Here is a 21,919-nt window from a genome sequence, read left to right as displayed (position 1 = left end):
CGGCGCGCTCAGGGCAATTGCCACCAGCCCGGCAAGAGGCGGCGGACTTCGGGGCGCCGGTAGCGATCGTCGATCAGATGCACGACGCCCGTATCGTCTTCGGTGCGAATCACGCGCCCCGCGGCCTGCACGACTTTCTGCAGCCCGGGATACAGGTACACGTAATCGTAGCCGTTGCCGAACTTCGCCTCCATCGTGCGGCGCATCTGTTCGTTGACGGCGTTCAGCTGCGGCAAGCCGAGCGTGGCGATGAACGCGCCGATCAACTGCTTGCCGACGAGATCGACCCCTTCGGAAAACGCGCCCCCCAGCACGGCGAAGCCGATGCCGCAGCGCGTAGCGCGAAAGCGGGCGAGGAATGCGTCGCGTGCGGCTTCGTCCATGCCGGGCGCCTGCGTCCAGATCGGGAGCATGGGATGGCGCTCGCGCAGCAACGCCGCGACGCGCTCGAGATAGTCGAAGCTGCTCAGAAAGCCGAGGTAGTTGCCGGGCTGCGCGGCGTATTGCTGCGCGATCAGCTCGACGATCGGCGCGAGCGAACGTTCGCGGTCGCGCCAGCGCGTCGAGACGTGCGCGGCCACATGCACTCTCAGTTGGTGCGCGCGAAACGGCCCGTCGACTTCGAGCCAGTTCGTCGCTTCCGGCAAGCCGAGCGTGTCGAGGTAGAAGTGCGACGGGCTCAGCGTGCCGGAGAACATCACCGTCGTGTGCGCGGCGGCATGGCGCGGTGCGAGGTACGGCGCCGGAATCACGTTGCGCACGCACAGCGTCGAAGCGGTTTGAGCACGCGCATCGCGTGGGTGCTCGTCGCGCGTCACGTCGAAGATCGAGTGCTCGCCGAACTGCTCGGCGAGCGCGACGAAATGCATGGCGTCGAAGAAAACGCGCAGCAGCGTGTCGTCGATCGAAAGCGGCGTTTCGACGACCTGATCCGTCACCGCGCCGATCAGGTTCTGTGCCGCCGAAAGCAGCCGCGCGGGCACTTCCGCATGCACCTGGTACGCGCCGGTCTGCGTGCGGTTCACCGCGTTCCACTCGCGCTGCAGCCGGTCGAGCGGTTTTTTCAGCGCGACGGGCGCGGTCTTGCGCGCCGCGCGAAAGTCGCTTTGCTCGAGCGCTGCCGTGTACATCTTGCGCGCGCGGTCGAGCAGGTTGTGCGCCTCGTCGACCAGCACCGCGACGCGCCACTGATTCAGCCGCGTGAGCGCGAAGAGCAGCGCACTGCTGTCGTAGAAGTAGTTGTAATCGCCGACGACGACGTCGGTCCAGCGCGCGAGTTCCTGCGCGAGGTAGTACGGGCAGACGTCGTGTGCGAGCGCCGCAGCACGCACTGCCTCGCGATCGAGCCGCGGGCCGGCGAGCGCGGCGCTGCGTGCGCGGTGAAGACGGTCGTAGAAGCCGCGCGCAAGCGGGCACGAATCGCCGTGGCAGGCGTTGTCCGGGTGCTCGCAGGCTTTGTCGCGCGCAACCAGCTCCAGCGTGCGCAATGGCAGCGCCGCGCCGGCGCTCGTGTGCAGCGTATCGATGGCTTCGAGCGCCAGCGCGCGGCCCGGGGTCTTTGCGGTCAGGAAGAAGATTCGCTCGACGCGATCCTCGCCGCATGCCTTCAGCACCGGAAAGATCGTCGCGAGCGTCTTGCCGATGCCGGTGGGCGCCTGCGCCATCAAGGTCTGCCCGTCGCGCGCGGCGCGGTAGACCGCGACCGCCAGTTCGCGCTGGCCGCAGCGAAAGCGTTCGTGCGGAAACTTGAGCGCGCTCAGCGCCGCGTTGCGTGCGTCGCGGTGGGCCGCTTCCTGCGCGGCCCAATCGAGAAAGCGCTCGCATTGTTCGACGAAAAACGATTCCAGCGATGCCGCGTCATGTGTTTGCGTCAGCACCGTTTCTTTCTGGCTGCCGATATCGAAGTACACGAGCGCGATGCCAAGCTGCGGGAGCTCACGCGTCTGACAAAGCAGATGCCCGTAGACGAGCGCCTGCGCCCAATGCAGCGCGCGATGATTGGCCGGCATCGCATCGAGATCGCCGCGATAGGTTTTCACTTCTTCGAGCCGGTTGAGCGCGGCGTCGTAGCCGTCGGCGCGTCCTCGCACTGTCAGATCGCGATACGTGCCGGTGAGCGCGATCTCCGCTTCGTAGCCGCTCGCCCGGCGCGCGGCGACGGTTGCGTGACCGGCGATGCCTTCGAGTGCGGTGGGGGCGGGCGTGAAGCGCAGGTCGAGATCGCCGCGTTTGGCCGTGAATTCGCAGAGTGCGCGCACCGCGACGACGTAGGTCACGATGCCTCCCGCCGGGCCGCCCCAAGGGAGGCATCCGCCCCCTCGGGGGGCAGCGAACGACAGTGAGCGTGGGGGCCGTTCGTCATCTCCCGCCGGGCCGCCCCAAGGGAGGCATCCGCCCCCTCGGGGGGCAGCGAACGACAGTGAGCGTGGGGGCCGTTCGTCATCTCCCGCCGGGCCGCCCCGGCGGCCTCGGTCCAGCGCACGTCGAGCACGCGCGCCGGCATGCCGTGCCGGACGCAATACTGAAGCCAGCGGATCTGATTGTCCTGCAGGCGGTCGCCCGGGCCTTTCACTTCGATCAGCTCGTAGCGCCGCTCGGCCGGCCAGAAGCGGATCAGGTCGGGCAAGCCCGAACGGTTGCTGCGAATGTCGCCGAGCAGCCGTTCGAACCAGAGCTTCAGATGCGCGGCGGGCAGGCAATCGAGCGCCTGTGCAACGAGTTCGGGCGTCAGCACGTCCCAGAACACGAACGGCGATTGCACGCCGGCTTTGCTCTCGAGATGGCGCAGGATCGTTTCGCGATACATGCCGTCATCGAGCTGGGCCAGACAGCGGCCGAACGGCTCGGCGCGGCGCGCGCGGAAATCGGGCGCGTGCAGATCGGCGGGGCTGCGCTGGAACGGGTGGAAGAACGCGCCGGGGATGGCCGCGAACACCGGCTCCCAGCACAGCAGGCCGAACAGTGAGTTGATGAGCGCGTTCTCGACGTAGTGAACGGGCGCTTCAATGGAGCTGAGCGCATCGCGCGCGGCGTACTCCACGGTTATCGGCGCAGCGGGCCGTGCGAGTTCGATGCTGCTGCGCTCGACGGGCCGCACGGCCGCGGCGCGCGTAACCGGCTTCCCCGTGTGGCGCTGCAGCCTCGGCAGCATTCGCGCTATACGCTGGCTTTCCTCTTCGCTCTCCGGCGCGGCGGCCGATTGCAACGCGAGCGTCAGCGCATCGTCGAAACGGCCGCAGCGCTCCAGCACCCGCATGCGCCGATGACGCGCACCGGGCCACGCGCAGCAAGCGAAGACGCTCAGCGCGGCGTCCCAGTCTTGCCGCCGCTCGGCGTGCTGGCCGATGCGGAACAGCAGCTTCGCGCGGCGTGTTTCCAGCCACGCGTTGTCGATATCGACGGCAAGGACGGCGGCGACCAGCGCCTCGACCGGTTCGCCGACGGCTGCCGCGTCGAGCGCTTCGCGGCAGGCGTGCAGCGCGAGATAGGCGTCGATGTCCGCGCGCCGCTGAAACGCCCGCGACGACAGCGAGAACGGCACGCTTTCGTACTTGAACACGCCAAGATCCGCGAGCACGAACTCGGACCAGTCCTGATGCAGGTTGCCGAAGAACATGAGCCTCAGCCGATCGCAAAGCGGCGCGATCGTGACGCGGAACACCGGATCGGCGCATGGCGCGCCCCAGGCGGCGTAGCTGCGCGCGCCATCATGGATGGTCCGCAGCGCGTCGAGCAGATCCGATTTGCGAGCCTGCTTGCCGAGCGCGGTGGAGGGAAACATTTGCAGCACTTCAGGCCGCGTCGCGAGCGCGAACAATTCATCGAGCGTGAGCAGCGGCTCGGAGTCGAGCCAGCCAAGCTCGATGAGCGGCTGTGCGGCGGCCAGCGGGCAACCGATCTCCTCGTACGACAGCCGGCTGGCCCGAAACAGCGTGCCCTTGCGCATCAGCATCCGCACCAGCAGCGCGCGCGCACCTTGCGGCAACGCGGCGAACGCCTCGAAAAACGCGCGCTCACCGGTGCTGAACAGGTCGCCATAACGTTCGGCGACCCACGCGAGGGCGCGCTCGAAGTTCAGCAAGTAGTAGGGAACGTCGGTCGGCACGGGGAGTCACGGGGCTGTATATTTATACAGGGGTGATAGCAAACTGGGCGGTGCGAAACGTCAGGTGAGTGTTTTCGGGAGCCGATGTTCCTGGTGACGAGCCTCGTTAAAAGTTGTTCGGATATTCGCCGCCTGTATAAAACAAAAGTAAAAACCAAGGAATGAGATCGCGTGCGAAACGTTAAATCGAAGCGTCGAGATAAATGCGATTGCTTTGCGTTTGCAAAACCACATTGGTCTTTCAATCATATTTTTCCGTTGTGCTTCTGAAAGCCTTGAGCCTTGTGCGGCAAGGCTTCGAAGGCCATTGAAGGACGCCTTGAAAATATATTTGTTCTGCTTAGCGAATCATGTTGACTCGCGATTATCCCGGCGCCTAGAATTTAAGTATCTTCACAAAAGGGGCCTCTGCCTTGGACAGTTGTAGTTGTCGACCTTCGAACAGTTTCGCTGCCTGACCGGCAGAACGTCTGCGCTCCCGTATTTCAGCCACCGTTCTGCCAGCAGGCGGGCGGTGCGCGCCGTAGCAACATTCCCCGTGCACCCTGATTAGCGCCATCTGGACGCGGCGTCTGCGCGCGTCCGCATGGCACCGCGCCGCGATCGCCGAATCGCGGCGTTCGTGCGCGCTCGTGCGATTCGTTCGCAGGCGAGCGCGTGGATAAACACGCGTGCAGCAGACGCGTACCCAAACCGTAAAGGAGCCGAAATGCCGGACAGTGACAGTTATCCCATACGCCGCTCAACACGACTTTTGTCATTCACCGTGAAAAGCGAGTAGACCTCTGCCGCCGCGCTCATGACGGGCCCGGTCTCCGTGTCTGCTGGCTTTCCGCACAACGCGTCAAGCCAGACGCACGGAGCAACACCATGAACTTCGGTCTACTTCTAGCAAACCTGCCGCACGTCGAAGAATCGCGTGCCAAATACGACGCGATGCTGTCGTTGCAACCCTGTGAATCGCACCGGCTCGCCGCTTTCTGGCGCAGCCTCAAAGCGCTCATTTCGTAAGCACTGCGCCCGTTCCGCCATACGTAAGCGACGGTGTCGTTCGACGACTCACGCCCCTACGTATGGCAGGTTGCGCACTTTGGCTCCGTCAACCCGTCATCAGGGAAGAAAACAAAATGTCCACGCCAACCGATCTCTCACCACGCGGTGCCGTGCTGGAACGCAGCGCGGTTCTCGACGACGCCCATCTGGGCGACATCCAGGGCGCGCTCGGCACGATCGCACGCCACGACGTCGCGCCGCGCACCAACTGGTGGGCGCGTCTTCGAACGCTGCTCGCCATCCTCGGCCCAGGCCTCATCGTGATGGTGGGCGACAACGATGCAGGCGCCTTCGGCACCTACACGCAGGCCGGCCAGAACTACGGCACGACGCTGCTATGGACGATGCTGCTGCTGGTGCCGGTCCTCTTCGTGAACCAGGAAATGGTGCTGCGGCTCGGCGCGGTGTCGGGTGTCGGGCACGCGCGTCTCATCTTCGAGCGCTTCGGCAAGTTCTGGGGCGCGTTCAGTGTCATCGACCTCTTCATCCTCAACGCGCTGACGATCGTGACCGAGTTCATCGGCATCACCTTCGTGCTCGACTTCTTCGGCGTGTCCAAGATTGCAGGCGTGTGCATCGCAGCCGCGCTCACGATGGCAGCTGTCAGTACCGGCAACTTCAGGCGATTTGAACGCTTTGCGGTGTTCCTGTGCATGCTGAGCTTGCTGCTCGTGCCGGTGCTCGTGTCGATTCATCCGCCCGTTGGCCAGATGACGCGCGATTTCTTCATCCCGAACTGGCCCGCGCACTCGAAGCTCTCCGATGTGATGCTGCTCGTCATCGGCATCGTCGGCACGACGGTGGCGCCGTGGCAGCTGTTCTTCCAGCAGAGCTATGTGGTCGACAAGCGCATCACGCCGCGCTTCATGAAGTACGAGAAGGCCGACTTGTGGATCGGCATCGTCTTCGTGCTGATCGGCGCGGTCGCCATGATTGCGTTCTGCGCGCAGCTCTATGCCGCCAAGCCCGAGTTCGGCAACTTCACGGACGCGGGCGGCATCATCGCCGGCCTCGAGAAATACGCGGGCCGCACGTCGGCGGTGCTCTTTGCGATCGCCCTGTTCGACGCGGCCATCATCGGCGCGGCGGCGGTATCGCTCGCAACCGCTTACGCCATCGGCGACGTATTCAAGATTCGCCATTCGCTCCATCGCAGCGTGACCGACGCGAAGGGTTTCTATCTCGTGTATTTCGGCATCGTCGCCGCCGCAGCCGCCATCGTGCTGATTCCCGGCAGCCCGCTCGGCCTCTTGACCGAAGCGGTGCAGACGCTCGCCGGCGTGCTGCTGCCGAGCGCCACCGTGTTCCTGCTCCTGCTGTGCAACGACCGTGCCGTGCTCGGTCCGTGGGTCAACTCGAAAAAGCTGAACCTGTTCACGGGCGCCGTCATTTCGGTGCTGGTGATGCTGTCCATTATCTTGACAGCTTCGGTGATGTACCCCGACATGACGGGGGAAACGATACTCGAGCTGCTCGGCGGCGGGACCTTGCTGGCCGTCGTCGGCTATGCGGTGACGGTCGGCCTGCGTAAGCTGCGCCGCGAACCGGCGGACGGCGCCGATGCAGCGCAAGCCTCCTGGCCGAAAGACGCGCGCGATACGTGGCGCATGCCGCCCCTCGACGAGCTGCCGCCGCCGAATCTCACGCTCGCCAAGCGCGTCTGGATGGGCGTATTGCGGGGCTATCTGCTGATTGCCGTCGCGCTCGTCATCGTGAAGGTGGTGCAAATGACGCTTATGAAATAGCGGCGGCATCGTGCAGTTTGCAGGCGCCGGCCGTTAAGGCGCGTGCGACGTACGCCCGCCCGCCCCATTCGCGGGCGTGCGTACCAGCCGAAAAGGTGGGCAACGTGAGCCGAATTCGATCTCTTTCGGCACGCGCCTTCCGGCTTGCGGGGCGACGCACTCGCAGCCGGCTGACGCGCGTTCGCCGGAGCTTGCGTGACAAGCCGCTCAGCCGTCTGGAGTGGACGCTGCTCTTCCTGTGGGCTTGCATGTTGACATCGATTGTCTGGGTATCGCTGCTTATCGGGTTGATCCGCGCGCTTCAGGAAGCACCGTGACGCTTCAGCCGAACAGGGGCGACGCAGGCATGCAGTACTCGAAAACAACATTCATTTCACACCCATAAGTAAAAGGGCTTGTGCGAAACCGATAGATAGGAGCCACGGCCATGAATCGCTTGCATTTCCATCACTGGGCGGCACTGGTGCCGCTCTTCCTCGGGGCATTGATACTGTTTGTCACGCTGACGTCCATCAACCAGGCTTGCCTGGCACCCGCGGCCGATGACCTGCGCCCCACGTCCGGCGCAATGGCCAAAAACGGCGAGACGAACAGCAAGCCTTCCCACTGCCTCGTCTACGGAAAATATTGCCTCGGCGATACGCTCCGCGGCCGGTAGTGTCGAAAGCATCGAGCGCGTTACCAAGGGGATGTCCGCGCGAAACGGAGGCCGCGCGAACATTCCCGAACCGCCCATCGCGCAGCGGCGCGGATCAGCGCCTGCGCTCCGGCCCGGCGCGCAGCGCAAGCGCCAGTCCGAGCAGAATCGCGCTCATGCCCGCCATCCCCGACGGCAGCAACCGATTGCCGAGAAACAAGTAGTCCATCAACGCGGTCACGATGGGCACGAGATAGAAGAGACTCGTCACGTTGACCAGATTGCCGCCTCGCACGAGGCGATAGAACAGCAGTTGCGCGAAGACCGAGATCACGACGCCCAGCCACAGCAGCGGCACGAGCACGCTCACGCTCGGCTTGAATGCGAGCGGCTCGAACGGCGCAAACGACATGCACAGCACCAGGCTCACCGCGTTTTGCAGCGGCAGGACGTCGATCGGCGCCTGTTTCAAGCCCTTTTGGAAAATCGCGCCGAACGTCATGCACGCGAGCGCGGCCAGCGCGAACAGCACGCCGCCTGCCGGCAGCCGCACGGCATCGGCGCCGCGAAAGACGACGAGCGCAAGGCCGCCTAGCGCGACGCAGAGGCCGGCGATGCGCGCCGCCGAGTAACGGCGCTCGACGAGCAGCAGCGTGAGAATCGGCTGCACGCCGAGGATCGTCGCGAGCACGCCCGGCGTAAGACCGCGCGCGAGCGAGAGCAGATAGCAGATCGAGTAGCCGCCTGTCAGCAATGCGCCGGTGCCGGCGACTTGCAGCCGCGTGCCGGGGGCGGGAAGCCAGCGCCGCCGCCATACGCCGAAAAGCGCCAGCACCGACGACGCAAGCGCGAAACGCAGCACCAGAAACGCGAACGCGCTCGCGTGCTGCACGCCCACTTCCGCGAAGATCGCGCCGCTGCTCCAAAGCAAGACGAACAGCGAGGTCGCGCCATAGGCCGCAAATGCGGCTCGTAAAGAAGTCATGAGTTGTCACCTGTCAGGAAAACGCGGACTCCGGCGAACTCGAACGACGCGCGCGTGCCAGCGCGGCTGTGTATCACGCGCAGTTGCACTTCTTCGAGTTGCGGGAGACTTTCGGGGCGGCCGGAGAAGCTCAGCCGAGAGCCGTCGAACACGGCGGCGGCGCAGTGCCGGCGCCGACGAGGCTCGGAGGGGACGCGACAGGTGGAGGAGAAGCGGCGAGACCGCAAGCGCGCGCGCCGCCGACGACGTTCAGATCGCGGCGGCTACCCGCAGAGCAAGGGCGCGCAAGGTTCGTCATGAGAGAAGAATTGAATTCGGCGACGGCGAAAAAAGCCTGTGGCGAGGTTACGCGTTATGAGCGAGTCGCGCAACCGCTGCAGTGCCCGCACATTTTCGCCCCGTCTTGCCGCGCTGAAGCGCCGGCGTCTTTGCGTCACAATACCTGCTGACTTTGCGAGCGCCATTCGCTTCGCGCGCCAACCGACGCACGCGATTTCAACGGCGAATATCCCCGGCGCAAACGACTGTCCGCGCAAATCGGACGCTGGCCGCTAGCCATTCGGAGCCAAGATGCAAAACGATACCGCCTATTCAAAGACTGCGCCGACACGCGCAGAAGTCGACGCGCTCGCCGGCGCGACAGTTCTCGAATTCGGCACCGATTGGTGCGGCTATTGCCAAGGCGCGCAGCCTGCGATCAGGCAGGCGCTCGCCAAGTTCGCGCACGCGCGTCATCTGAAGATCGAAGACGGCCCGGGCCGGCCCCTGGGACGCTCGTTCAAGGTCAAGCTCTGGCCCACGCTGATCTTCCTGCGCGACGGCGCGGAAGTGGCGCGCGTGGTGCGTCCTTCGGACATCGCCGCGATCGACGACGGCATCGCGGCGCTCGGATAACCGCCCGCATAACTTCGCGCGCCGTCAACGCACGCACGGCCGAGTCCGATTTCTTTCCGGCAACCCCACATCGCAGGAGGACGAATGGAACGACCCGATTTCATCCGGCACTGGACAGCGCTCGAGGGCGAAGACAACAAGCACTATCCGGGCGATACCGAGCTGCAGGGCATCGGCGCGCCGCTCGCCAGCAAGCTCGGGCTGACGCGCATCGGCATTCACCACGTGCGGCTCTTGCCGGGGCGCCGGACGTCGTACCCGCATGCGGAAAGCGCGGAAGAAGAGTTCGCGTTCGTGATCGAAGGTGCGCCGGACGTGTGGATCGACGGTCATCTGCATCGCCTCGCGCCCGGCGATTCGGTTGCATTTCCGGCGGGCACCGGTATCTGCCACACGTTTCTCAACAACACGGATCAAGAGGTCCGGCTGCTCGTGATCGGCGAAAGGCCGAAGGACGAAAACCGCATCCGCTATCCGATGAACGAAGCGTATGAGGCGACGCGCGAGGATCGCTGGGTCGATTGGCCGGCGCGTCCGATGGGGCCGCACGACGGCAGGCCGGCGCGCAAATCGTCGTAGGAGCGCATCGATAAAACGACGCCGGGCGTTCGTCGCGAACGCCCGGCGGTACTTCACGGTGTTGCCAAGCGCGGCTCAGCCGCGCTGGTTGCGGCAATTAATGGCGGCCGAAGTAGATCGAACCCGGGCCGTCGACCTGCGCATGGGCGCCCGATTGCGACGACGAATCCCTCACGCCGCCGAAGGCGACGTTCGCCGCGTTGTCGCGTTGTTCGACAGCGAGGGTTTGCACGCTCTGGCCGCGTTGGGCAGCCGGTGCGCCGTCTTGCGGCTTGTAGAACGGTGCCGGGCCATAGCCGCTCGCGAACGCGGGGGCGGCGATCGAGGCGGACACGGCGACGAGCAGGGCGGCGAGCAGCTTGGTCTTCATGACGGACTCCAATGATCGTTACGACTTCAGTTTCGGGATGACGCTGCGGTCGCGAGGGTGGATGCGCAACGTCGATGGGAGCCAGTGTATACACGTACTATGGATTTATTGTATTAATAGCTTGAAATGACTATTAGGTGGATTCGAATAATCCGGAAAGCCCCGCCGGACGGGGCTTTCAGGGTCGCCGGGCGTCTGTCGGCGGCGAAAAAATAAAGGGGGGCAAATTAGCTTTCTGAACGGAGATGCCCATGTCCATCGGCAGACCGATTACGCGTCTTCTTGCGCTTTGCGGATGGCTGACGTGCGCGCTGTGCGGCACGGCAGGCGCACAGGGCGCCGATGCCGTTCCCGGCTATCACCGCGCTGACGATCGAAGCGGCCAATACGTCGTGCCCGGCCTGACGTGGCAGAGCGCGTCGCGCCTGCATCGCGATGCGGGCTTCGACGGCAGGGTCGACGGCCATGTCTACGCGCAACCCCTCTATTGGCGGCCGCCCGGCTCCGCGAACGGGCTTTTGATCGTCGCGACGGAGGCAAACGTCGTCGATGCGCTCGATGCCGTGACCGGCCGCGCCGTCTGGCGGACCGTCCTCGGCACGCCGGCGCCGCGCTCCGCGCTGCCGTGCGGAAACATCGATCCGCTCGGCATTACGGGGACGCCGGTGATCGATCCGGCAACTGGCGCGCTGTATCTCGACGCCCTGGTGGTTCGCCAAAACGGGTTGGCGCACCTCGTGTACGGATTGTCGTTACGGGACGGATCGGTGCTGCCGGGCTGGCCGGTCGACGTGGCAGCGGGCCTGCAAGCGCGCGGCATGTCGTTTACGGCGGACGTGCAGAACCAGCGCGGCGCGCTGATGCTCGCCGAGGGCCGGCTCTTCGTGCCCTACGGCGGCCATTGGGGCGACTGCGGCGATTACCACGGCTGGGTCGTGGGCCTGCGGCTCGACAAGCCAGGCGTGTCCGGCGCCTGGCAAACGCGGGCGAGCAAAGGCGGCATCTGGGCGCCGGGCGGCATCGCCGCGTCGGACGGCTCGCTCTTCGTCTCGACCGGCAACACCGAGGGCACCTCGACTTGGGGCGACGGCGAAGCGGTCATCCGCCTCGCGCCCGATTTGCATCGCCCCGCGAGCACGCGCGACGCGTTCGCGCCGCGCGACTGGCTCGAACTCGACGAGCGCGATCTCGACCTCGGCGGCGCGAACCCGATGCCGGTCGAGTTGCACGGCCGGCGGCTGATCGTCGCGCTGGGCAAGGACGGCAAGGCGTATCTGCTCGACCGCGAGAACCTGGGCGGCATTGGCGGCGCGCTCGATGTCCAGCAGGTCGCGCGCAGGCCGATCCGCACCGGGCCGGCATCGTTCGCGGCGCAGGATGGCGTTTTCGTCGTGTACCAGGGCGACGGCGCCGCCTGCCCTGGCGGCGCGAGAATTGACGGCTTGATCGCGCTCAAAGTCGGCGCGGCGGCTCGCGGCGGGATCAGCACCGCGTGGTGCGCGGCGGTGGACGGCGCGGGCAGTCCGATCACGACGACCAGCGACGGCAGCGCCGACCGCATCGCGTGGATCGCGGGCGCCGAGGGCGACGACCGCCTGCATGGATTTCGCGCGGACAACGGCCAACCCGTGTTCACGGGCGGCGGCGCGGACGGGCGCATGCCGGGGCTGCGGCATTTCGTGACTGCGATGGCGGCGGAGCGAAGGCTCTATGTGGCGGGGGACGGCAGGGTTTATGCGTTCAGCGTGGGGCCTTAAATGGACGCGGCAATGAAACGGTCGCCAAGTAGCGAGCCTTCGGCTTGGCTTCCCGATATTTCCTTCGAATTGCCGGCAACTTACGCGGCGTGAGACTTCAGCGCTTTTTTCACACATTGCGATGTCTTGTTACCGTCCCGCCCCACGGCAACCCAACCCCTTGACAATCTATCTATGAGTAGATATAGTTCGGCACATGGAAACGACAACGACAGTGCGCGAACAGATCCTCGAGCATGCAATCACGCTCATCATGCTGCATGGTTACAACGGTTTTAGCTACCGTGATCTGTCCAACCTGGTCGGAGTGAAGACCTCGAGCATCCATTACTACTTTCCGTCGAAAGACGATCTGGTGCTGGAAGCGGTCAACGAGTACAGCAAAGACGTATTCAATGCCCTGCACGCCATCGACGCTTCGTTTCCTGCCGATGTCAAGCTCAGCAAGTACACGAAGTTGTTTGGCAGGGTCCTCGGTGACGGCAATCAGATCTGCCTGTGCGGCATGCTCGCTGCCGATATCGAGTCGCTGCCGGACACCATCCGGCGAGCCGTGCAGGCGTTTTTCAAGGCCAACGAAAGCTGGCTTGCGAAGGTTCTGGCACAAGGCGCGCAGGAACGTACGCTGGCAGTGAACGGCAAACCGGAAAACGCGGCGCGTGCGCTGTTTGCAGCGTTTCAGGGCAGTGTGCTGACGAGCCGGTTGTTTCACACGAAGTCTCGACTCGAAGATGTAGAGGCTTCAATGAGGATTGCGCGGTAAAGCAGTCAAAACGAGGTGGCTGGCCACCTCTTTGTTTGGTTCACATATCTATCTGTGAGTAGATAGATATGTGAGGGATGTGAAATAGAAGGCGGTATTTATTTTCCCGCTTATCTATCTAGTAGTAGATAAATTGCCATTGGCAAATCAGTCTTTTTAAAGGAGCTTCATCATGTCGATCGAAAAAGTCCTCTACCGCGCCCATGCTCACGCCACGGGCGGTCGTGACGGCCGTGCCGTCGTCCCCGCAGGCAATCTCGACTTCAAGCTGACCACGCCCAAAGAGCTGGGCGGCGCGGGCGGCGAAGGCGCCAATCCCGAGCAGTTGTTTGCCGCTGGCTATAGCGCCTGTTTTCTCGGGGCGATGAAGTTCGTGGCCGCGCGCGACAAGATCGCCATCCCCGCGGATGTCTCGATTGACGGCAGCGTCGGCATCGGCTTGATTCCGAACGGCTTCGGCATCGAGGTCGAACTGAAGATCTCCCTGCCCGGCATGGCGCGCGAAGCGGCGCAGGCCCTGGTCGAGAAGGCACATATCGTCTGCCCGTACTCGAACGCGACCCGCGGCAACGTCGACGTCACCCTGACGATCGTTTAACCCCACGTCAGTCATTCATCTTGAACCGGAAGAAGACATGAAGACTTTCAAGCCCCTGCTCCTCGCCGCCGCGCTCGCAGCCAGCACCACCGTCGCGCTCGCGGCGAGCTCGGTGGCACCCGCCACGCCCGATCGGGTGACGAGTCAGTTCCTCCATGCGCTGAACGGCGGCACGGGACCGGCAATCAACACCTTGCCCCCGGCGCAAGCGCGCCAGGTGCTGATCGACGCGCAGAACAGCGTGAAGGTCGACCTGTCCGGCATTGACGTGTCGAACAAGACCATCGAGCAGGACGGCATCACCGTGCCGATCACGATCGTGCGGCCGCAAGGCGCAACGGGTACGCTGCCGGTCTTCATGTTCTTCCACGGCGGCGGCTGGATCCTTGGTGACTTCCAGACCCATGAGCGGCTGGTGCGTGACCTCGTCGTGCAATCCGGGGCAGCGGCGGTGTTCGTCAATTACACGCCGTCGCCCGAAGCGCACTATCCGGTGGCGATCAACCAGGCGTACGCGGCCACCAAATGGGCCGCTGCACATGGCAATGAGATCGGTGTGGACGGCAGCCGCCTCGCGGTGGTGGGCAACAGCGTCGGCGGCAACATGGCCGCGGTCGTTGCCCTCATGGCGAAGAACAAGCAAGGCCCGGCGATCCGCTTTCAAGGTCTGATGTGGCCGGTGACGGACAACGATCTCAGCGACGGCTCGTACAACGCCTATCCGGAAGGCCACTTCCTGACGCGTCCGATGATGAAGTGGTTCTGGGATGCTTATACAAAGGATCCGAAGCAGCGTAACGAGATTTACGCCTCGCCGTTGCGTGCTTCAGTGGATCAGTTGAAAGGTCTGCCGCCAGCGCTGATTCAGGTGGCACAGCTCGACGTGCTGCGCGATGAAGGCGAGGCCTACGGCCGCAAACTCGATGCCGCGGGCAATGAAGTCACCACGACCCGCTACAACGGCACGATCCACGACTTCGGCTTGCTCAACGCGCTCGCCGAAGACGCGCTGACCAAAGCTGCAACCAAGCAGCTTGCCGACCAGTTGCAAGCGCGTTTGAAGTAGGCCTCGCAGCCTGACCGCGGCGCATTCGCGCAACTGCCGTGCGCCGCGGCTATTCTGCGCCCGCTCCGGCGGGCCAATCAATGGCTGCTGGTGGTTCGTCCGGTCTCGCCCGTTCACTATCGCATTCCTGGGCTCAGGAAGCGCAAGGCGAGGCCAACTTACCGCCCCACCCGAAACTCAATCCGCCGATTCCTGGCCCGCCCATCAGCCGTGTTGTTCGACGCCCAATTCGCCGGTGTCGAGATGCTGCCTACTTCGATCTGATCGACCACGCTCGCCGCGCCATAGGTATCGCGTAGACGCTGGAGCACGGCATCGCGCGCCGCTTCGTCCGGCACTTTGCTGGTCTCGACCACTTGCCCTGGCGTGGCATTGGCTGCGAGCGCCGTGCGATGAATCGTCAATTAAGGTGAGTCTTTTCGGGAGCCTCCGGCCTTACGCTCGCGGCCTTGCCGCACTCGCTTGCTGGACGGGCGTTTGCGGGGGGGCGGTAAAGCGCCGTTCGCGATCAAAGGTGAGCGTTTTCGGGAGTGCGCGTTCGGCTGCGCATGGCACCGGTCGATCGATTGGCGCGCCCGCGCCGCGTGCGTCGAGGCCGTCATCCGCGATCGAACCACAGCGCATGACAGCCGCAAAGCCCGAATAGCCGCCGACTTTCGCAGCGCCAAACGGGTTGACCGCAAATGTCTCCGAACATGCGCGATGGAATCCGCCCGCGATGGCTGGCGTGGCGCGTTTAATTCGATCCACGGATTTGCGCATTTTTACGATGTTGCCGAACGAAGCGCTAACATCGTGTTGCGAAACCTTAGCGTTTCGATATACGCTTTGGCACCGGAAAGTGCCGCAAACTAATCCGGCGCGCATAATGTGTAAATCGGCGCGATTGCAGTTTCAGATTGTCTATCTATTTGCGGGGATCATGAGGGCGCTGGCGTGCTGCAATGCAGTGGCGCCAAAAGAACGCCTCGGTAATCTTCGCTAAGAACGTCCAACGGCAGGGTGCGCCGGATCCCCGGGTCTCGCTCGGCGCCAGCGTGCACCGCAGCCGCTAGTGTCTTGATTCGCATTAAGGGATCGGCAACGCTGTTTAGCCACGTGTCGAGTATGATTCGGCTCTATTCCTCTGGAGCCGGCGCGCTCCCGCATCAACCGTATCGGAATCATCGATGGAACAACTCAATGGCGAAGCCCGCGACCGGCTCATTCGTTGGCTGCGACGCCGAATGGAAGAATATGGCATTACCGAAGAGGCGCTCGCGGCGTCCGTGCTGGCCGACCGCCAGGCGGAGCGCGAAGTGCTGTACCGGGATGCCTATGGAAATACCTGGGACGGTCACGGCGATTTGCCCGACTGGCTGCGCCGCGCCGTGGCGGCCGGGCAGCATGTAGAACATTTTCGAATCGGAAGTTAGAAAACCCTCGCGCTTTCGAGGGTTCGATTCGAACGCCCGGATTGCGCATTCAAGCGGTGCAGCCGGAATGTTCTGAACAATCCGCATCGCCGCCGCAGGTTCAGCGGCAACCGTTCTGGTCTTTTTTGTTTCCTGTTTTGTTTGCGGTGTCGTTTGTACGGCAGCGCGCAAAGGCGCTTTTCAGGCGTTGTCTTCCGCGCACGGCCAATAGTTCTCGAATACGCATTCGGCGACCGGCATTCTCTGTGCCCAGCGCTCCATTTCGAGCATCGGCTTTTGATAGAACTGCTCCACGTGCCCGAGGCAGAGAATGGCCACCGGCTTCGCGCCGGCCGGCATCTTCAGCAAACTGCGCACTTCATCGACATCGAATAGGGACACCCATCCCATGCCGAGTCCTTCCGCGCGCGCCGCGAGCCACATGTTCTGAATCGCGCAGGCGACCGATGCGAGGTCCATCTCGGGCATCGTGCGCCGTCCGAAGACGTGCTTTTCGCGGCCGTCCATCAGCGCCATCACGAGCAGTTCGCCGCAGTCGCGCATGCCTTCGACCTTGAGCTTCATGAATTCGTCGTGCCGCTCGCCGAGTGCTTCGGCGGTCTTCACGCGTTCGCGCTCCACCGCGGCACGCAACGCCGCGCGCAGATTCTCGTCCGTTACGCGCAGGATGCGCCACGGTTGCATGAAGCCGACGCTCGGCGCGTGATGCGCCGCGTCGATGAGACGCCGCAGCACGGCCGCATCGACCGGCTCGCGCACGAAATGCCGCATGTCGCGCCGTTCGTAAATGGCGCGGTAGACAGCGGCTCGTTCCAATTCGTCAAATTGCATCGCCATGAAATAGTGCGGCCGCGAAGGCCGGGTTCGAGGGCCAATAGCCGTGCATATACGTTGCGACGATCGAGCCTGAGCGAAACACGGCTTCGCCAGGCGCGCCCGAATGCGGATGCACGGCGGCAAGCACCGGCGCGAGCGGCGTGCTGACACGCGAATAGTGGAACGTGTGCCCCGTCATCGCGCCGTGCAAGCCGTTCAATTGCTGCATGCCGAGCGCCGACAGACGCGTTTGCAGCGCGGCCTGCCCGGGCACGAGGCCCAGCATCGGCGTCGTCGTGCCCGCGCTGTCCGTCAGTGCATCGAGCAGATACAGCATGCCGCCGCATTCCGCGTAGATCGGCTTGGCGGATGCCGCGTGCGCGCGAATCGCATCGGCACTGCGAGTGTGACGGGCAAGCGCCGGCGCGTGCAACTCGGGATAACCACCCGGTAGATACAGCGCATCGCTCGCATCGGGCAGCGGCTCGTCGGCGAGCGGGGAGAAATAGCGCACGCGTGCGCCGAGCGCTTCGAGCAGCCGGATGTTGGCCGGATAGATGAACGAGAACGCGGCGTCGCGCGCGACCGCGATTTGCATGCCGTCCAGGAGGCGCGGCAAGGGCGCCGGGGCCTGCGGCTCGGCGAATTCGACCGGCGGGGGCAATTCGGCGAGCGGGGTCGAGGCGAGCGCGTCCGCGGCGCGTTCGAGCCGCGCATCGAGGTCGCCGATTTCGCCCGCTGTGTGCAAGCCGAGATGCCGCTCGGGCAATTCGATCTCACCGGCGCTCGCGATATAGCCGAGCCATCGCATCCCTTGCGGCACCGCTTCTTCAAGCATGCGCGCGTGGCGTTCCGAGCCGACGCGATTGGCGAACACCCCGAAAAACGGCACCTGTGGCCGGAAATTCGCGAGGCCGAAGGCGATCGCGCCGAACGTCTGCGCCATCGCCTTCGCCCCGATCACCGCGGCCACCGGCACGCCGAGCGTGGCCGCGAGATCCGCGCTCGACGGCGTGCCGTCGTAAAGACCCATCACGCCTTCGATCAGAATCAAATCCGCTTCGCGCGCGGCCTCTGCGAGCAATTGCCGGCACGCGCTTTCGCCGACCATCCACAAGTCGAGCGATTCGACCGGCGCGCCGCTTGCGCGCGCGAGAATCATCGGGTCCAGAAAATCGGGGCCGGTCTTGAAAACGCGCACGCGCCGCCCTTGCCGCCGATGGAGCCGCGCAAGCCCCGCGGTGATCGTGGTCTTGCCTTGGCCCGATGCAGGTGCGCTGATGAGCAGCGCAGGACACGCAGACATCGTTCAGAACTCCACGCCGCGCTGCGCCTTCACGTGCTGCTCGCGATAGGGGTGCTTGACGAGCCGCATTTCAGTGACGAGATCGGCTGCCTCGACCAGCGCGTCGGGCGCATGCCGCCCCGTCACGACGACGTGCAGCATCCCGGGCCGCGACGTGAGCACGCCGAGCACTTCGTCGAGCGGCAGGTACTCGTACTTCAGCACCGTATTGAGCTCGTCGAGGATCACCATCTGGTATTCGCCGCTTTCGATCATCTTGCACGCCGCATCCCAGCCTTTGCGTGCGGTGGCGACGTCGGCGTCGCGATTCTGCGTATTCCACGTGTAGCCGTCGCCCATCGTGACGAAGTCGCAATTCGGCAGGTTGCCGAGGAAATCGCGCTCCGACGTGTGCAGCGCGCCCTTGATGAATTGCACGACGCCAAGCCGCATGCCGTGCCCGAGCACGCGCACGGCCATGCCGAACGCGGCCGTGCTCTTGCCCTTGCCGGTGCCGGTATTGACGATCAAAAGGCCCTTTTCGACGGTGGCGGCGGCCTGCTTTTTCTCGTGGCCTTCGCGGCGGCGCTGGGTCATGCGTTGGTGCGATTCGGGATCGGTTTTCATGGAGTGTCCTGGTCGTGTGGTTCGAGCGTAGCGCGCGGCGCGTTCGATGCCGGCGCATTTGAGCAATGATCAAGCGGCGTCGCCGGTCGAGGTGGCGACGGCTACCGTCACCCCGCCGTGCACGGTCTTGCCGACGACGAGACGCCCGCCCTGCGCCGCGAGCAGCGCGCACGGCTCGCAGACGCCGTCGACGCCGAGATGCGCACGCGCCGCGGGCGAAGGCGTGAGCGTGGGCATCGCGGCCAGCCCCGCGATTTGCGCGCGCGTGAAGGCCACGAGCGGCAGACGGTGCCGGGCGCAAAACGCGACGAGTCCCGGCTCTTGCGCCTTCGTATCGATCGTCGCGACGGCGCGGACCTCGTCGAGCGAATGCGCGCCGAGCGCAGCGCGGACGGCGGCGTCGATCTGTTCGGCCGACGCGAGGCGCCGGCAGCCGATGCCAAGCGTGAGCGGCTTTTGCGATTGCATCAGAGGTGGCGGTGACGAGCAATACGGGAATGAACGCCCGGGACGGTGCGGGAAAGGTGCCGAAAATCGCGCGCATACGATAGCACAAGGCAAATCTTTAATATCGCTTACATCGCCTTGACGGTGCGTGATGGCGCGCCTACACTCGCACGCACTTTGGTGCTCGTGTGCGCGTTCATCGCGCACGCAGTTAAACGGGAAACAGGGCGCAAGGCCGCTTCGGCCGAGCCAACCTGTGCTGCCCCCGCAACGGTAAGCGAAGGCATCGCTCAACGCGATGCAGAGCCGTCTTCGATGTGCGTACGCAAGGCCGTGCCCACATTAGCCACTGCGCGAGAAATGCCTCGTGCGGGAAGGTGAAGCGGCGCTTTCGCCAGCCCGGATACCGGCCAAGGCAAGGGGTTGGCGCCGCGGGGATGCGGCGCGACTGCCACGAACCGCACCGCGCTTTTCCGTTAGTGCCACGATGTCGTGACGATGCTCCGCACGCCGGGCAATCGCCGGTGCTGTTCGTGTTGGCAATCCATGTGTTTGTCGACCGTTCATCAAGGAGCAATCGTGCTCAAGTCTGTTCCCCAGTTGTTCAACGACAGCCCGGCCGAACTGCGCGGCAAGATCGTCGGGATCTACATGCTGTTGATTGCGTTCAATATCGGCGCGTGGATCTGGGCCTTCGCGGCCTTTCACGGCCGGCCGGTGCTGCTCGGCACGGCGCTCCTCGCCTATACGTTCGGCTTGCGCCATGCGGTCGATGCGGACCATATCGCGGCGATCGACAACGTCACGCGCAAGTTGCTGCAGGAAAAGCGCAATCCGCTCGGGGTCGGCTTCTTCTTTTCGCTCGGGCATTCGACGGTGGTGATCGCGATGACGGTCGTGGTGGCGTTGACCACGGCGTCGCTCTCGAACCACTTTTCCGAGTTGAAAGACATTGGCGGCGTGATCAGCACTTGCGCCTCCGCTTTCTTCCTCTTTGTGCTCGCAGCGGCGAACCTCGTCGTGCTGCGAGCCGTCTATCGCACGTTCCGCGCCGTGCAGCGCGGCGAGCCGCTCGTCGAGGAGGATCTCGATCTGCTGCTCGGCAGCCGCGGGTTGCTTGCCCGCCTCTTCCGGCCGTTGTTCAAGCTCGCTTCGCGAAGCTGGCACATGTACCCGATCGGCTTCCTGTTCGGGCTCGGCTTCGACACGGCCACCGAGATCGCACTGTTCGGCATTTCCGCGACGCAAGTCTCGAGCGGCATGTCGTTCTGGCCGGTGCTGGTGCTGCCGGTCCTGTTCACCGCGGGCATGTCGCTCGTCGATACCACCGACGGCATCATGATGATGGGCGCCTACAAGTGGGCGTTCGTGCGTCCGATCCGCAAGATCTACTACAACATGACGATTACATTCGTGTCGGTGCTGGTGGCAGTGCTGATCGGCGGTATCGAATCGCTGGCCTTGATCGCCGATAAGCTCGAATTGAAGGGGGCGTTCTGGGATTTCGTCGGCATGCTGTCCGACCATTTCGGCATGCTCGGCTATCTCGTCATCGGTCTTTTCTTCCTGAGCTGGATCGTGTCCGCGCTCGTGTATCGCTTGAAGCGCTACGACGAGATCGAAGTCACGCTATCCACCTGAACACCTGAACTGGAGTCGGCTGAATGCAAACGCGCAAAATTCCCGTGACCGTCGTCACGGGCTTTCTCGGCAGCGGCAAGACCACGTTGCTGCGGCACATCCTCAAACACGCGGACGGCAAGCGCATTGCCGTGATCGTCAACGAGTTCGGCGAGCTCGGCATCGACGGCGAGATCCTCAAGGGCTGCGGCATCGGCTGCGATGCTGAAGGCAACGAACAAGCCGGGCAGCTCTATGAGCTTGCGAACGGATGCCTGTGCTGCACCGTGCAGGAAGAATTTTTTCCGGTCATGGAAGAACTCGTCGAGCGGCGTGGCGGCATCGATCACGTGCTGATCGAAACGTCCGGCCTCGCGTTGCCGAAGCCGCTCGTGCAGGCGTTCAACTGGCCGTCGATCAAGAACAGCTTTACCGTCGATGCGGTCGTGACGGTGGTCGACGGTCCCGCCGCCGCGAGCGGGCAGTTCGCGGAGAATCCGCAAGCCGTCGACGCGCAGCGCCTGGCCGATCCGAATCTCGATCACGAATCGCCGCTGCACGAACTCTTTGCCGATCAGCTTTCCGCTGCGGATCTCGTCATCCTCAACAAGACCGATTTGCTCGACAGCGCGCGTCACGAAGCCGTCGTCGCTGCGATTCGCGAAGAGATTCCGCCGCAAGTGAAGATCGTGCCCGCGCAAATGGGGCAGCTCGACGTGCATGGGTTGCTTGGGCTTGCGTCGGCGTCGGAAGAAACGATTCACTTGCGTCACGACCATCACGGTTCCGCGGACGACGCCGACCACCATCACGACGAGTTCGATTCGGTCGTCGTGGCAGGCGAGACGCGTTCGCGCGAGGCCGCGGTCGCCGCGCTGCAAAGGCTCGTCGAGCAGCACACGATCTATCGCGTGAAGGGTTTCGCGGCGCTGCCCGGCGCGCCGATGCGTCTTGTCGTGCAGGGCGTGGGCCGGCGCTTCGACAGCTATTTCGACCGCCGCTGGCAGGACGGCGAGGCCACGGCGAGCCGCTTCGTGCTGATCGGCGAGGATCTCGATCAGCCGGCGTTGCAGCGCGCGTTCAGCGCAGCGCTCGCAGCCGAGGCGCAACAGGCGCAACCGCCGCAACAGGCGTAACGCTGCCGCAACAGGAAACGT

Annotated in this window: 20 protein-coding genes, 1 pseudogene and 1 riboswitch; of the genes and pseudogenes, 12 read left to right on the top strand and 9 right to left on the bottom strand. The window is 64.3% G+C overall.

The window, feature by feature from the left end:
• Positions 1–8: 8 nt before the first annotated feature.
• Both J3489_RS28760 and J3489_RS28755 read right to left on the bottom strand, forming a co-directional pair.
• The gene (locus J3489_RS28760) at positions 9–2,276 is read right to left on the bottom strand and encodes an ATP-dependent DNA helicase (protein ID WP_207004053.1); all 2,268 of its coding nucleotides are present in this window, start codon (positions 2,274–2,276) and stop codon (positions 9–11) included.
• Positions 2,273–4,105, bottom strand: a complete 1,833-nt coding sequence (locus J3489_RS28755; protein WP_207004052.1) for a VRR-NUC domain-containing protein — start codon at positions 4,103–4,105, stop codon at positions 2,273–2,275. Before J3489_RS28755 ends, J3489_RS28760 begins: the two co-directional genes overlap by 4 nt.
• A gap of 870 nt (positions 4,106–4,975) precedes the next feature.
• On the opposite strand from J3489_RS28755, the gene J3489_RS28750 reads away from it, so the two are divergent.
• The 3 genes from J3489_RS28750 (at position 4,976) to J3489_RS28740 (ending at position 7,561) form a co-directional block, all read left to right on the top strand.
• Positions 4,976–5,116: a hypothetical protein gene (locus J3489_RS28750; protein WP_207004050.1), complete on the top strand. Its 141-nt coding sequence runs from the start codon at positions 4,976–4,978 to the stop codon at positions 5,114–5,116.
• 116 nt (positions 5,117–5,232) lie between these two features.
• Complete coding sequence (locus J3489_RS28745; protein WP_207004048.1) at positions 5,233–6,903, top strand: NRAMP family divalent metal transporter; 1,671 nt, start codon at positions 5,233–5,235, stop codon at positions 6,901–6,903.
• 427 nt (positions 6,904–7,330) lie between these two features.
• Positions 7,331–7,561 (top strand): hypothetical protein, encoded by a 231-nt coding sequence (locus tag J3489_RS28740; RefSeq protein ID WP_207004047.1) that lies wholly within the window; start codon positions 7,331–7,333, stop codon positions 7,559–7,561.
• A gap of 94 nt (positions 7,562–7,655) precedes the next feature.
• Here J3489_RS28740 and J3489_RS28735 read toward each other — a convergent pair whose 3' ends face one another.
• The gene (locus J3489_RS28735) at positions 7,656–8,525 is read right to left on the bottom strand and encodes a DMT family transporter (RefSeq protein WP_207004046.1); all 870 of its coding nucleotides are present in this window, start codon (positions 8,523–8,525) and stop codon (positions 7,656–7,658) included.
• A 570-nt stretch (positions 8,526–9,095) separates the two neighbouring features.
• Here J3489_RS28735 and J3489_RS28730 point away from each other — a divergent pair.
• Complete coding sequence (locus J3489_RS28730; RefSeq protein WP_207004045.1) at positions 9,096–9,419, top strand: thioredoxin family protein; 324 nt, start codon at positions 9,096–9,098, stop codon at positions 9,417–9,419.
• An 84-nt stretch (positions 9,420–9,503) separates the two neighbouring features.
• The gene (locus J3489_RS28725) at positions 9,504–9,998 is read left to right on the top strand and encodes a cupin domain-containing protein (protein WP_207004044.1); all 495 of its coding nucleotides are present in this window, start codon (positions 9,504–9,506) and stop codon (positions 9,996–9,998) included.
• Between the two features lie 97 nt (positions 9,999–10,095).
• Here J3489_RS28725 and J3489_RS28720 read toward each other — a convergent pair whose 3' ends face one another.
• Positions 10,096–10,368, bottom strand: a complete 273-nt coding sequence (locus J3489_RS28720) for a hypothetical protein (protein ID WP_207004043.1) — start codon at positions 10,366–10,368, stop codon at positions 10,096–10,098.
• Between the two features lie 251 nt (positions 10,369–10,619).
• On the opposite strand from J3489_RS28720, the gene J3489_RS28715 reads away from it, so the two are divergent.
• From J3489_RS28715 to J3489_RS28700, 4 genes are all read left to right on the top strand, one after another.
• Positions 10,620–12,125, top strand: a complete 1,506-nt coding sequence (locus tag J3489_RS28715; RefSeq protein WP_207004042.1) for a hypothetical protein — start codon at positions 10,620–10,622, stop codon at positions 12,123–12,125.
• Positions 12,126–12,321: 196 nt separating this feature from the next.
• Positions 12,322–12,888, top strand: coding sequence for a TetR/AcrR family transcriptional regulator (locus J3489_RS28710; protein WP_207004040.1), 567 nt, complete (start codon positions 12,322–12,324; stop codon positions 12,886–12,888).
• 172 nt (positions 12,889–13,060) lie between these two features.
• Positions 13,061–13,486: an organic hydroperoxide resistance protein gene (locus J3489_RS28705; RefSeq protein WP_207004038.1), complete on the top strand. Its 426-nt coding sequence runs from the start codon at positions 13,061–13,063 to the stop codon at positions 13,484–13,486.
• Positions 13,487–13,523: 37 nt separating this feature from the next.
• Entirely contained in the window at positions 13,524–14,552 is a 1,029-nt protein-coding gene (locus tag J3489_RS28700; RefSeq protein WP_207004036.1) for an alpha/beta hydrolase, read from the top strand.
• 215 nt (positions 14,553–14,767) lie between these two features.
• Here J3489_RS28700 and J3489_RS28695 read toward each other — a convergent pair.
• A pseudogene (locus J3489_RS28695) lies at positions 14,768–14,929 on the bottom strand (OmpA family protein); the annotation flags it as partial.
• A gap of 792 nt (positions 14,930–15,721) precedes the next feature.
• Between J3489_RS28695 and J3489_RS28690 the strand changes: the two are divergent.
• Positions 15,722–15,967 (top strand): H-NS family nucleoid-associated regulatory protein, encoded by a 246-nt coding sequence (locus J3489_RS28690; RefSeq protein ID WP_207004034.1) that lies wholly within the window; start codon positions 15,722–15,724, stop codon positions 15,965–15,967.
• Between the two features lie 180 nt (positions 15,968–16,147).
• On the opposite strand, the gene bluB is transcribed toward J3489_RS28690, so the two are convergent.
• The 4 genes from bluB to J3489_RS28670 form a co-directional block, all read right to left on the bottom strand.
• Positions 16,148–16,804 (bottom strand): 5,6-dimethylbenzimidazole synthase, encoded by a 657-nt coding sequence (gene bluB / locus J3489_RS28685; RefSeq protein WP_207004033.1) that lies wholly within the window; start codon positions 16,802–16,804, stop codon positions 16,148–16,150.
• Entirely contained in the window at positions 16,788–18,089 is a 1,302-nt protein-coding gene (locus tag J3489_RS28680) for a cobyrinic acid a,c-diamide synthase CobB (RefSeq protein ID WP_207004032.1), read from the bottom strand. The genes bluB and J3489_RS28680 overlap by 17 nt, the downstream gene beginning before the upstream one ends.
• Before the next feature lie 3 nt (positions 18,090–18,092).
• Positions 18,093–18,695, bottom strand: coding sequence for a cob(I)yrinic acid a,c-diamide adenosyltransferase (gene cobO / locus J3489_RS28675; RefSeq protein ID WP_207004030.1), 603 nt, complete (start codon positions 18,693–18,695; stop codon positions 18,093–18,095).
• 69 nt (positions 18,696–18,764) lie between these two features.
• Positions 18,765–19,163: a cobalamin biosynthesis protein gene (locus J3489_RS28670; RefSeq protein WP_207004028.1), complete on the bottom strand. Its 399-nt coding sequence runs from the start codon at positions 19,161–19,163 to the stop codon at positions 18,765–18,767.
• 140 nt (positions 19,164–19,303) lie between these two features.
• A riboswitch (cobalamin riboswitch) is annotated at positions 19,304–19,571 on the top strand.
• A gap of 150 nt (positions 19,572–19,721) precedes the next feature.
• Between J3489_RS28670 and J3489_RS28665 the strand changes: the two genes are divergently transcribed.
• A complete protein-coding gene (locus tag J3489_RS28665; protein WP_207004026.1) occupies positions 19,722–20,783 on the top strand; it encodes a HoxN/HupN/NixA family nickel/cobalt transporter in 1,062 nt (353 codons plus the stop codon).
• A gap of 23 nt (positions 20,784–20,806) precedes the next feature.
• Positions 20,807–21,898 carry a cobalamin biosynthesis protein CobW gene (gene cobW, locus J3489_RS28660; protein WP_207004024.1) on the top strand — a complete coding sequence of 364 codons (1,092 nt, stop codon included), beginning with the start codon at positions 20,807–20,809 and terminating at the stop codon, positions 21,896–21,898.
• Positions 21,899–21,919: the final 21 nt, after the last annotated feature.

It is taken from the genome of Trinickia mobilis (assembly GCF_017315705.1).
Classification (GTDB): domain Bacteria; phylum Pseudomonadota; class Gammaproteobacteria; order Burkholderiales; family Burkholderiaceae; genus Trinickia_A; species Trinickia_A mobilis.
Note: the sequence above shows the minus strand (reverse complement) of the source record. Positions and strands in the feature narration are given on the sequence as shown.

What these genes read in the sequence shown, in the direction of transcription:
- J3489_RS28750 (WP_207004050.1), top strand. Translation starts at nt 4,976, where the DNA reads ATGAACTTCGGTCTACTTCTAGCAAACCTGCCGCACGTCGAAGAATCG.
- J3489_RS28745 (WP_207004048.1), top strand. Translation starts at nt 5,233, where the DNA reads ATGTCCACGCCAACCGATCTCTCACCACGCGGTGCCGTGCTGGAACGC.
- J3489_RS28740 (WP_207004047.1), top strand. Translation starts at nt 7,331, where the DNA reads ATGAATCGCTTGCATTTCCATCACTGGGCGGCACTGGTGCCGCTCTTC.
- J3489_RS28735 (WP_207004046.1), bottom strand. Translation starts at nt 8,525, where the DNA reads ATGACTTCTTTACGAGCCGCATTTGCGGCCTATGGCGCGACCTCGCTG.
- J3489_RS28730 (WP_207004045.1), top strand. Translation starts at nt 9,096, where the DNA reads ATGCAAAACGATACCGCCTATTCAAAGACTGCGCCGACACGCGCAGAA.
- J3489_RS28725 (WP_207004044.1), top strand. Translation starts at nt 9,504, where the DNA reads ATGGAACGACCCGATTTCATCCGGCACTGGACAGCGCTCGAGGGCGAA.
- J3489_RS28720 (WP_207004043.1), bottom strand. Translation starts at nt 10,368, where the DNA reads ATGAAGACCAAGCTGCTCGCCGCCCTGCTCGTCGCCGTGTCCGCCTCG.
- J3489_RS28715 (WP_207004042.1), top strand. Translation starts at nt 10,620, where the DNA reads ATGTCCATCGGCAGACCGATTACGCGTCTTCTTGCGCTTTGCGGATGG.
- J3489_RS28710 (WP_207004040.1), top strand. Translation starts at nt 12,322, where the DNA reads ATGGAAACGACAACGACAGTGCGCGAACAGATCCTCGAGCATGCAATC.
- J3489_RS28705 (WP_207004038.1), top strand. Translation starts at nt 13,061, where the DNA reads ATGTCGATCGAAAAAGTCCTCTACCGCGCCCATGCTCACGCCACGGGC.
- J3489_RS28700 (WP_207004036.1), top strand. Translation starts at nt 13,524, where the DNA reads ATGAAGACTTTCAAGCCCCTGCTCCTCGCCGCCGCGCTCGCAGCCAGC.
- J3489_RS28690 (WP_207004034.1), top strand. Translation starts at nt 15,722, where the DNA reads ATGGAACAACTCAATGGCGAAGCCCGCGACCGGCTCATTCGTTGGCTG.
- bluB (WP_207004033.1), bottom strand. Translation starts at nt 16,804, where the DNA reads ATGGCGATGCAATTTGACGAATTGGAACGAGCCGCTGTCTACCGCGCC.
- J3489_RS28680 (WP_207004032.1), bottom strand. Translation starts at nt 18,089, where the DNA reads ATGTCTGCGTGTCCTGCGCTGCTCATCAGCGCACCTGCATCGGGCCAA.
- cobO (WP_207004030.1), bottom strand. Translation starts at nt 18,695, where the DNA reads ATGAAAACCGATCCCGAATCGCACCAACGCATGACCCAGCGCCGCCGC.
- J3489_RS28670 (WP_207004028.1), bottom strand. Translation starts at nt 19,163, where the DNA reads ATGCAATCGCAAAAGCCGCTCACGCTTGGCATCGGCTGCCGGCGCCTC.
- cobW (WP_207004024.1), top strand. Translation starts at nt 20,807, where the DNA reads ATGCAAACGCGCAAAATTCCCGTGACCGTCGTCACGGGCTTTCTCGGC.